General features: G+C 81.2%; 1 pseudogene. It reads left to right on the top strand.

The features are described from left to right. Positions 1–239, top strand: a pseudogene (locus VR44_RS10190) (DUF58 domain-containing protein); the annotation flags it as partial.

Here is a 239-nt window from a genome sequence, read left to right as displayed (position 1 = left end):
CCTCCGCCCCCGCCCCCGCCCGGCCGGCGTCCCGGCGAACGCGCGCTGCGGCTGGGCACGCTGGCTGTCGTCGCCCTGGCCGCCGCGCTCGTCACCGGACGCCCCTGGGTCCTCGCCCTGGCAGCCGCCCCCCTGGTCCTGCTCGCCCTCGCCCTGCCGGGCGGCCAACGCCCGGACGGGCTGACGGCCCGGGCGGAGGTGGAGCCGAGGCGGTGCTTCGAGGGCGAGCAGGTCACGGT

This window comes from Streptomyces katrae, assembly GCF_000966975.1.
Lineage (GTDB): Bacteria > Actinomycetota > Actinomycetes > Streptomycetales > Streptomycetaceae > Streptomyces > Streptomyces katrae.
This window is presented reverse-complemented; position numbering and strand designations above follow the sequence as displayed.